General features: G+C 66.8%; 8 protein-coding genes and 2 pseudogenes. 4 read left to right on the top strand and 6 right to left on the bottom strand.

Annotation, left to right across the window (positions count from 1 at the left end; all coding sequences use genetic code 11):
* Positions 1-146, top strand: a pseudogene (locus tag ABT297_RS41900) (IS110 family transposase); the annotation flags it as partial.
* 875 nt (positions 147-1021) lie between these two features.
* On the opposite strand, the gene ABT297_RS41895 reads toward ABT297_RS41900, so the two are convergent.
* The gene (locus ABT297_RS41895) at positions 1022-1834 is read right to left on the bottom strand and encodes an SAM-dependent methyltransferase (RefSeq protein WP_350559387.1); all 813 of its coding nucleotides are present in this window, start codon (positions 1832-1834) and stop codon (positions 1022-1024) included.
* 303 nt (positions 1835-2137) lie between these two features.
* Positions 2138-2527 carry a hypothetical protein gene (locus ABT297_RS41890; RefSeq protein WP_350559384.1) on the bottom strand — a complete coding sequence of 130 codons (390 nt, stop codon included), beginning with the start codon at positions 2525-2527 and terminating at the stop codon, positions 2138-2140.
* Between the two features lie 57 nt (positions 2528-2584).
* On the opposite strand from ABT297_RS41890, the gene ABT297_RS41885 reads away from it, so the two are divergent.
* The 3 genes from ABT297_RS41885 (at position 2585) to ABT297_RS41875 (ending at position 5812) form a co-directional block, all read left to right on the top strand.
* Positions 2585-2884: a hypothetical protein gene (locus ABT297_RS41885; protein WP_350559381.1), complete on the top strand. Its 300-nt coding sequence runs from the start codon at positions 2585-2587 to the stop codon at positions 2882-2884.
* The gene (locus ABT297_RS41880) at positions 2877-3428 is read left to right on the top strand and encodes a DUF6879 family protein (protein WP_350559378.1); all 552 of its coding nucleotides are present in this window, start codon (positions 2877-2879) and stop codon (positions 3426-3428) included. The genes ABT297_RS41885 and ABT297_RS41880 overlap by 8 nt, the downstream gene beginning before the upstream one ends.
* Before the next feature lie 155 nt (positions 3429-3583).
* Complete coding sequence (locus tag ABT297_RS41875; RefSeq protein WP_350559375.1) at positions 3584-5812, top strand: ATP-binding protein; 2229 nt, start codon at positions 3584-3586, stop codon at positions 5810-5812.
* 87 nt (positions 5813-5899) lie between these two features.
* On the opposite strand, the gene ABT297_RS41870 is transcribed toward ABT297_RS41875, so the two are convergent.
* From ABT297_RS41870 to ABT297_RS41855, 4 genes and pseudogenes are all read right to left on the bottom strand, one after another.
* Positions 5900-6760, bottom strand: a complete 861-nt coding sequence (locus ABT297_RS41870; RefSeq protein WP_350559372.1) for a methionyl-tRNA formyltransferase — start codon at positions 6758-6760, stop codon at positions 5900-5902.
* 264 nt (positions 6761-7024) lie between these two features.
* Positions 7025-7669: a hypothetical protein gene (locus tag ABT297_RS41865; RefSeq protein ID WP_350559369.1), complete on the bottom strand. Its 645-nt coding sequence runs from the start codon at positions 7667-7669 to the stop codon at positions 7025-7027.
* 146 nt (positions 7670-7815) lie between these two features.
* Positions 7816-8532, bottom strand: a complete 717-nt coding sequence (drmC, locus tag ABT297_RS41860; RefSeq protein WP_350559366.1) for a DISARM system phospholipase D-like protein DrmC — start codon at positions 8530-8532, stop codon at positions 7816-7818.
* A 211-nt stretch (positions 8533-8743) separates the two neighbouring features.
* A pseudogene (locus tag ABT297_RS41855) lies at positions 8744-9021 on the bottom strand (Mu transposase domain-containing protein); the annotation flags it as partial.

Below are 9021 nucleotides of genomic sequence, written 5' to 3'. Positions count from 1 at the left end.
CCTCACCGATCACCCGCGCCTCCGGCACCCGCCGCGTCGTCATCGCCCGCTACGCCCGCAACCGCCGCATCCCCGACGCGGTCCATCAATGGGCCTTCTGCGCCATGCGCGGCTCACCCGGCGCCCGCGCCTACTACAACAATAGGGGTAACTGACCCTTTCCAACCCAGCGGTAGTCGGTTCAGGCCTCCAGACCGCTTGCCGGGCCGCGCCGAATGCGTGATCGATGTGTGATCGACCGCGTGCATACCGACTGGCACTGCCCGCCACACGGCGGCAGCGGTGATGGCTTCGGGCCACCCAAAACCGGCACAGACCGGTGTCATCCGACACCAACCGCAACCCGGCCACACCGCCGGAATCGCGCTCTTAATCTGCGGGTTGTAGGTTCAAGTCCTACGCGGCGTACCAGATCAACAGGGCCACGGCCTGGGGAAACTCTCCAGGAGCGTGGCCTTTCGATTGTCCACGATGGACGATTGTGTGATCGGCGTGTGATCCGTAGCGCTCGCTATAGGCCGGAACAGTCCGACAGCAGGCGATCAGCCGATGTGACGCAGGACATGTCCTAACGCGATATGTGGCAATAGGGCCGTGGGGCGCAGGTTCGAATCCCGCCGGACCCATATGTTGGACGACACGGAGCCCGGCAGCCGAACGAACGGTATTTGGTCGAGGCTTCGTGGGTTCATGCATCGGAGCGTTTGCCTCTGTCGAGGTAGCCGGACTTGAACCGACGGCCTCTTCTTACCGACAGTGACGATCATGGGTTCGTCATTGGCTGTCAATTCTCAGCGTTTACCGAACGCAACTGCGGCGGCCGCGGTAGGGGTCTGAGCCGAGTGGGATCTCGTGCGATCCAGCGTTGTTTCACCAGTCGGCGCATCCCTCCGGAGCCGCCGAGCCTGTGGCCGGGCCACAGGTCGGCATAGCCGGACGCGGCGGCCGGCGGCAGGAACTCCGCCGGGCAACACCCGTGCTCCGCCATCCCCGCCGGGGCCGTCCATCGCAGTCGTCTTCGTCAGGGCTTGCGGGCGACACCGGCCCAGATGCTGATCCGGCTCGGGTCCGCCGGGTCGCTCGCGCCCTCCGGTCGCCATTGCGAGACCAGGACGATCCCCGGGTCGACCACCTCCAGGCCGTCGAACAAAGCGGTGAACTCGGCACGGTCGCGCGGCCAGACGTCACTCATGCCGGAGTCGAGCATCTGCCGGTAGGCGGCCTTCTCGCGCTCCGGCATGAAGTCCAAGGTGAAATGCGTCGCGGCGAGGTAACTGCCGGAGGGAAGCTCGTCCATCAGCCGCTTGACGATGGTCCAGGCTTCTCCGGGTCCGGGAATGAAATGCAGGATGGCGATGAGCATCAACGCCACCGGCTGGGCCAGGTCAAGGGTGTTACGCAGTTGCGGGGCGGACAGAATGGCCTGCGGGTCGCGCAGATCTGCCTCGATGTAGTTGGTGACTCCTTCGCCGTTGCTGGTGAGCAGAGCGCGCGCATGCGTCATGACCAGCGGGTCGTTGTCGACGTACAGCACCCGGCTGTCCGGTGCAATGCGCTGGGCCACCTCGTGAGTGTTGTCCTCGGTGGGCAGGCCGGTGCCGATATCGAGGAACTGCCGGATACCGGCCTCGGCCAGATACCGGGTCATCCGGCCGAGCACGTCACGGTTGGCGCGAACCCCAGCGCGCATACCGGGAAACTTCTGCTCGATCGCGTCAGCGGACTCGCGGTCAGCGGCGAAATTGTCCTTACCACCGAGCCAATAGTTATAGCGCCTAGCCGGGTGAGGCACCGACGTATCGATCACCGCCAACGTTGGATCTTGCTCGGTCACGGCGTCTCCTGTCGACAACCGAAGATGCGGACACACGCACTGTAGTAGCTCGAAGGGAACGAAAGACAGCGCTCTACACCGCCGAGCGGTCGTAACGTCGTCGCGGCTCGGTTAGTCCAGCCGCCCTGTCCACGTCGAGCTCGAACGTCGTGTAGGGGGTCGCCGATCTGACCACCCCGGCAACCACGACCACCGGCAGTGCAGACAACCTCAGTCAACTGTGCAGAGGACCCCGGGCTCTGACAGCGGGCGGGTCGCCCGACGGCCGGGGGAGTGCAGTTCGGGTGGGCGCCGGCCGGCGTGTCACCGCTGTCCGAAGGTGACGCCGCCGCTGATGTCTCGTGCCTGAACGACGTTGCCGGTGATGGCTCCGGTGATGTGGTTGACATTGCCCGGGTCGGGGACTTCAACGTGGGCGCTCACCTCCCGCCACGCAACGCGCAGCGCCTCGGCGAAGTCGGGATCGGCGGCCGCTGCCGTTCGGAGAGCGGTGCTGAGCGCTTGGATACGTCCGGGGTCGCTCGGATCGTCCTCGGCGGCATCGAGAGCGGCCTGGGCGTCGGGTCTGCGTTCGAACCGGCGCCGTACCACTGTCACCAAGGCGGTGATCGCGGATTTGGCGCCCTCAGCGAGCGTCTCGGCGGTCCTTGTGGCCAGTGCGAGGGCAACGGGCGTCCAGAACTGTTCATCCATGGTCGACGTCCTCTCGTTCCGGTAACAGCAATGTGCTAGTAGCATTACCGAAAGTCAATGCCGTCCGGCGAATCCTCGGAGGTGGCTGTGGGTGTCGGTTGGGAGCCGGACACCGCGGCGAGATTCTTGCGCCGCTGGGGCAGATCCGCCGAAGAGTTGAACGCGACTGGTGGGGACAACGGCTGCCCCGACATCTGGGAACTTGACAACGGTGACATTGCGGTTGTCGGCCGTGACCTGACTGACCACTACCGGCCGCTGTTACCCGCCGACGCAACTGTCGGTCCAGGTGAGCGCGTGGTGGTCATCCCCCGCCGCACGATGCTGGCCGCGCGTGCCGACATCCCGGATGCCTGACCTTCTTGACGGCGTCGACAGCGAGCTGTTGACGCTGGACGACTACTTCCTTGATTTCGACCAAGACTTTTGGTCGATCGAAGAGGGAGACTTCTGGAAGCTGGAACGCCAGCAGCACTTCCGCGAACCCGGCGACAACAGCTGGCGGGCGTTCGCCGAAGGCAACTGGAGCGAGGCGCTGCGGCTGCTGGAGGCCCGCCGCGACGACCTGGCCGACTACTACCGAAGGATCGCTGCGCACGGCTTCGCCACCTTCCGGGTCCGGGTCGTCGAACAGCCGATCATCCCGTACCTGCAATGGGAGCTGCATCTGCTGCGCGCCCGTGAGCGGGCCGGCGCGCTGATCCGCGTCATCGGCCCCGACAAGATCGCTGAACTAGAATTTGACGGGTTAGTGCCGGAGTTCGCCACGCTCGGGTCGACGGTGCTGTACGAGCCCGTCTACGACGAACAGGGTGTCCTGGTGTGCGGGTCGCCGGTTCCGCGACCGCAGTCTGGTCGAACGTTGCCGACTGCTTACCCGGGCACTCTACGACGAAGGTGAACCCCTGGCCTCATTCTTCGACAGGGAAGTCTCCCCACTGCCCCCGCCGACACCCTGACCCCGGTCGCCGTATGCCTGCCACACCCCCAGAACCTTCAGCGGAGCCTCCGGGTCATCGGAACCGAGTGGACGCCGACGGATCTTCAGGCGACATCGTGCAGGCCCGTGACATCCACGGCGGCGTGCACGTCCACCACCATGGGCCGAGGTCCTTTACGGTCATCCCGTCACAGTTGCCCGGTGACGTGTCCGCGTTCGTCAACCGGCACAACGAGCTGGCCACGCTTGACGGGGCGCTTATCGCTGAGCGGGACGAATCCCACGCGACGGTCGTCGCGGTCATCACAGGTACCGCTGGCGTCGGCAAGACGTCCCTGGCGCTGCGGTGGGCGCACTCCGTCCGGCACCTGTTCCCCGACGGCCAGCTGTACGTCAACCTGCGTGGCTACGACCCGGGAGCGCCCGTCGCAGGCGGTCAGGTCCTCACCCGGTTCCTGCGCGATCTTGGCGTCCCCTCGACGGCGATCCCTGCCGAGGTCGACGACCGGGCGTCGCTGTATCGGTCGGTGCTCGCCGGCCGGCGTGTCCTGATCGTCCTGGACAACGCCGCGGCCTCTGCCCAGGTGCGCCCGTTGCTGCCCGGTGCGAATACCTGTCTTACGGTCGTGACCAGCCGGGACCGTATGTCCGCGCTTGTCGCCCGCGACGGTGCGGTCCGCGTCGGGCTCAACGTGCTGCAGGAGGACGATGCCGTTGCTTTACTGGGCATCATGACCAGCCGCTACCGTACCGACGACCGGCGCCACGAACTCGTCGAACTGGCACGGCTGTGCGCGCGCCTGCCCCTCGCGCTGCGGGTCGCCGCCGAACGCGCGGCGAGCCGGCCGATGATGCGTCTCGACGAGGTGATCGCCGACCTCCGCGACGAGTCAGCGCTGTGGGAGGCACTCACCCCCGGCGAGGATGACGACAGCGACGCCGTGCGTACGGTCTTCGCCTGGTCCTACCGGGCGTTGCCCGAACCCGCCGCCCGCCTGTTCCGGCTGCTGGGCCTGCATCCGGGCAACCAGTTCAGCGCCGAGGCCGCGGCCGCGCTCGGCAGCCACGATCTGCGCACCGCCCGCCGATACCTGGATGTCCTCGTCGGCGCGCACCTGCTCGACCAGCGGGCACCAGGCCGATACGAGTTCCACGATCTGCTGCGTGCCTACGCCCACGACCAGGCTCGCGACCTTGACGACGCGACAGAGCGGACGGCCGCGCTGCGGCGAATCGTCAGCTGGTACCTCAAAGCTGCGGCCACCGTGTTGCACCACCTGAGGGGGTTCGACACCAGCGCGTTGATCGACTCCATCCCGGCGGAAGTCGACCTGCTGCTGCCGATGTTGGCGACGTCCGACGCCGCGCAGCATTGGTACAACACCGAATGCGACAACCTCGCCGCCGCGACCCGCGCCGCCGCCGACGCGGATCTGCACCCACTCGCGTGGCGACTCGCCGTGGTCCTCGGCCAGATCTGCGCGCTGCAGAACGCCTTCGACGACTGGCTGGTCACCGGCCACATCGGCCTCACCAGCGCCATCGCGGCCGGTGACCTTGCCGGTCAGGCGTGGACGCACGCGAATCTCGGCGCTGCCTACTTGCAATCAGGCCGCCTCGACGACGCCGCGACGAGCCACCAGTCTGCGTTGGAGATCAGGCAACGCCTCGGTGACCGTCGCGGCGAGGCGATGTCCGACAACGCGCTCGGGCTGGTCGCGTTGAATGCCCGACGCTTCGACGACGCTGTGGCGGCCTTCACCGAGGGACGACACATTGTCGCCGACCTCGACGACGGGTACTGGATCGGGAACCTCGACGCCAACCGAGCCCAAGCGCTGCTGGAACTGCATCGACACACCGAGGCCGCCCTCCCGCTGGAGGACGCGCTGCAGACGCTGCGGCGGTCCGGCGACCGCTTCGGCGAGGGCAATGCCCTGTATCTCCTGAGCCGGCTGCGACGGGAGACCGGCGATCTCGCCAGCGCCTCCGCCCATATCGGCGCCGCGATCACCATCGCCGAGAACGTCGACAACCAAATGTGGCTCGGACACTGGCTCGTCGAACTCGGCCATATCCAACGCGCCGACGGCGAACCCGGCCAGGCACTGGAGTCCTACCAACGCTCCGCCACACTCCAGCGACGCATCGGCGACCGGATCCGTGAAGCCATCGCCATCACCGCCGCCGGCGATGTATACCAGGACCTCGGCCGATTCGAAGAGGCGATCGACTTCTACACCGTCGCCGCAGCCACCCAGCGCGACATGCGCAGCCGATGGCACCACGCGTGCACGCTCGCGTCCTGGGCCGGGGCCAGCCAACGACTTGGCGACTACCGATAGTGCACTGGCCCGCTGCGCAGAAGCCCTAGCGTTGCTGGAACACTTCCACGACCCTGCTGCGACGGCGCTGCGCGACCGGCTACGGGATCAAGTCCCGGACAGCTGATCCGCCTCCGGGGCGGACTCGACAATCCAGATCGGGGCGTCGGCGCACTCCACGCGCAGCCCGCCGGCCTCAGCCAGCGACGTGCGAACCACGCGCAGCCTCACACCGTCAACCACCCCGACCGGCGCCCGCCCCAGGTACGCGAACATCCGCACCTGGTGGTGGATCTGCGCGGCGGTACGGCCCCAGTCGATGACGGAGAACTCCGGCTCGATGAACCCGGCGTAGCTTGCTCCGGCGTCGCCCTGCGGCTTGCCGGGCGCCCCGTCGGCGACCATCTTCAGGGATTCAGCGAGCGCTTCCGCCAGCACGGGCCCCACTCGCGACCACAGCAGCGCCGGTGTCATCCACTCATCAAGGACGATCTCATCCCGTTGTACGAGGACCGGGCCAGTGTCGAACCCCTCGTCCATCCGATGCACCGTCAACCCGATATGCGGGTCCCCCGCACGGATCGCCGCCAACACCGGAGCGGGTCCACGATACTTTGGCAACAACGACGGATGGATATTGATCGCCCCATGCGTCGCCATCTCCAGCACCCGGACGGGCAGCCGCCAGTTGAAGCCGTGGACAACCACCAGATCCGGCCGGTACCCGACGAGTTGACGGGCCAGTCCAGCGCCGCTCGCCGGCACCAGAAGGTCAATCCCGTCCGGCAGTTGGGCCACGATCTTCGAAAGCGACGCTGCCATCCAGGCGTCAACAGGTGAACGGGGACGCATCGACCGCGACACGACGTACGCAACCGGTTCATGGCCCGCTGCCAGGCAGGTGTCACGCAGCACGTTGAACTGCTCCGCCCCGCTGGCGGCGACCACCACGCGCATAGGTTCGGGCATCGGTTCACCATACCGAAGACGAGCTGGCCGGCCAGCTCGTCTTGGGTGAGGCCGCGTCGTTGGCGATACTGCGCGATGCGCTGCCGGATCGCCCACTCGTCGATCTCCGTACCATCACCCCCGGTTGCGCACGAATCCGGACGGTCGAACAGATCAAATCGGCGGCGCCCGAGATCGTGGTGACCGGCGCCGCGCGCCGCATTGCGGCGCTTGTCGACACGGGCTCGACCTGGGCTTGCCCCGGAGGAACGGGCGGCCGCCGTGTCAGTACGGTGGGGGCAACATTGCCGCGCTGACACCCGATCTGGTCGGTTCTGGCCAGCCGGGCAACTCGACTCCGGGACCAGAGATTGTGATCGCCGTGATGCTGGCGAGATCCTGCACGGCCTGCACGAAGCCTTCAACCCACATCAGGTTGGCCGACACCCCTCCCTTGGCAAGCGCGAAGAGGGTTTGTGAGTGGTTGGTAGTCCCGGTTGGCTCAGCGCCGTGCGCCAGCCGGTGTCGGAGTTGCTGGGCATCTCGAAGGTAGTCACGCAACCGCTGGCTTTCCAGATAGGTCCACTTCGCCCTTCTATCCCGGGAGTCTCGCGTCGGCGCTACACGAACTCGGGCGCGCCACTGGCCGGTTGCATTGATCACCGCAAGGTGCGTTGCGATCGCTTCCCGAATTTTGTCCATCGTCGCGGGTAGCCCTCGGCTCGGTCCTCCATGAAGCTCGACGAGGTGATTGAAGTACCGTTCGAACGACGCATACGCCAGCAGGAACGCCCCATATCTGATGCTCTGGAACTCGCGGGTGCGTCCAAGCGAGGGCTGTCGACGGTGGACTTCGATGAGGTCGACCGGAATGACAAGACGCCCCGCGAGCTCGTGGAGGGCCTCCTGAACGGCGGCGTCATTAGCCATGGCGTTGATGCTAGCTTTCGAGCCCAGCCATCACTGTCCTCGAACCGCCGGACCCTCGATGGCCGACATGGATGGTCGACATCCATAGCCACGGCTGGCGCGACCTCGCCAGGTCCGTTGCGTCCGGAAGCACACACCGCGCGGAGTTAGGCGAATGTGACGCGCTCGTAGAGGACGCCGTGTTTGTCGCGCATCAACGATTCGATCGATGAGGCCAGCGCTGTGTCCTGTACGAGTAGTCCCAGCTCGATGTTGCTGTGTTCGGCATTGTAGGAGAAGTTTGCGCTGGTCAACAGCGTCAGTGTGCGGTCGATGATGATGAACTTGGCGTGGCTGACAAGCGGTTTGGATGCGCCGGCGAGCGTCAGCGTGTGGTACACCGTTGCCTTCGGCAGGTGGGCGGCGGCAGCTTCGGGCGATCCGGCGTGGGCGTCGAGGTAGATCGTGACGCTGACACCTGGCCTGGCGGTAGCGGCCTGTAGAGCGGTCCACATGCGCGAGTGCGGCGTGAAGTTGAAGCTTGAGCAGACGATGGACATGCGGGCGTCGTCGATGAGGCGTTGCAGTTCGCTGGTGAGGCGGCCGATGCTGGCCTGTGAGCCGGGCATGGTCCAGACGGGTGTGGCGCCGGTGGCGGTGTCCCGGGCGCCGGCGATGGCCTGCAGGACGGCGACCGAGACGTCGGTGCGGTGGTGGCCGATGTCGGCGTCAGCGAGGAGTTGTTTCGCGTGGTTGCGCCTGGCGGCGTGGACTTCCTTGAGTGCTTGAGTTGTGGTGTCGCCGGCGCTGAGGGCCTCGGCCAGACGTTCGGCCTCGAATGCAGTGAGAAACGCCCCTAACGCGGCGAAGGCGTCAGCAGCCATCGATGGTGCCGAAGAAGCCGGGCACTTGGGTGCCGTTGCTGGTCGGCAGGTTGAGCAGGAGTCGCCGGTCGAGGAACCGGTTCGCCCGTTCACACGACGTTTCGGACGCGAAACTACAGCAGTGGCAGGCAGCTCCGTGGAGGAAGTCTTCGGGGTCGCGTGGGGTTCGTTGGGCGCATACGGGGTCGGAGGAACATCGGGCGGCCCGGGTGATCGACACGGTGTCCAGGTCGGCGGTCACCTCGACCCGGTGCCCGACCGCGGCCGGGTGCGCCGAGTAGTCGCACGAGTCCAGCCGCACGTAGTGGTCCCGGGGCAGCCGCACCGAGTGCCGCCAGCCGATCACCGCGGTGTCGATCGGTGGCAGCGGCGCCATCGCCGCACGGTCCGCGCCGATCCGGTCGGCCGCCGCGGCCCCGTCCAGGGCCCGCCGGGGGCGGCTGTTGGCCCGGGCCAGCCACTCGGCCAGCTGCGCGCCGAAATCCGTCA

This window comes from Dactylosporangium sp. NPDC000555, assembly GCF_040300025.1.
Taxonomy (GTDB): Bacteria; Actinomycetota; Actinomycetes; order Mycobacteriales; family Micromonosporaceae; genus Dactylosporangium.
The sequence above is the reverse complement of the archived record's forward strand: the minus strand, read 5'-3'. Positions and strand labels throughout refer to the sequence as shown.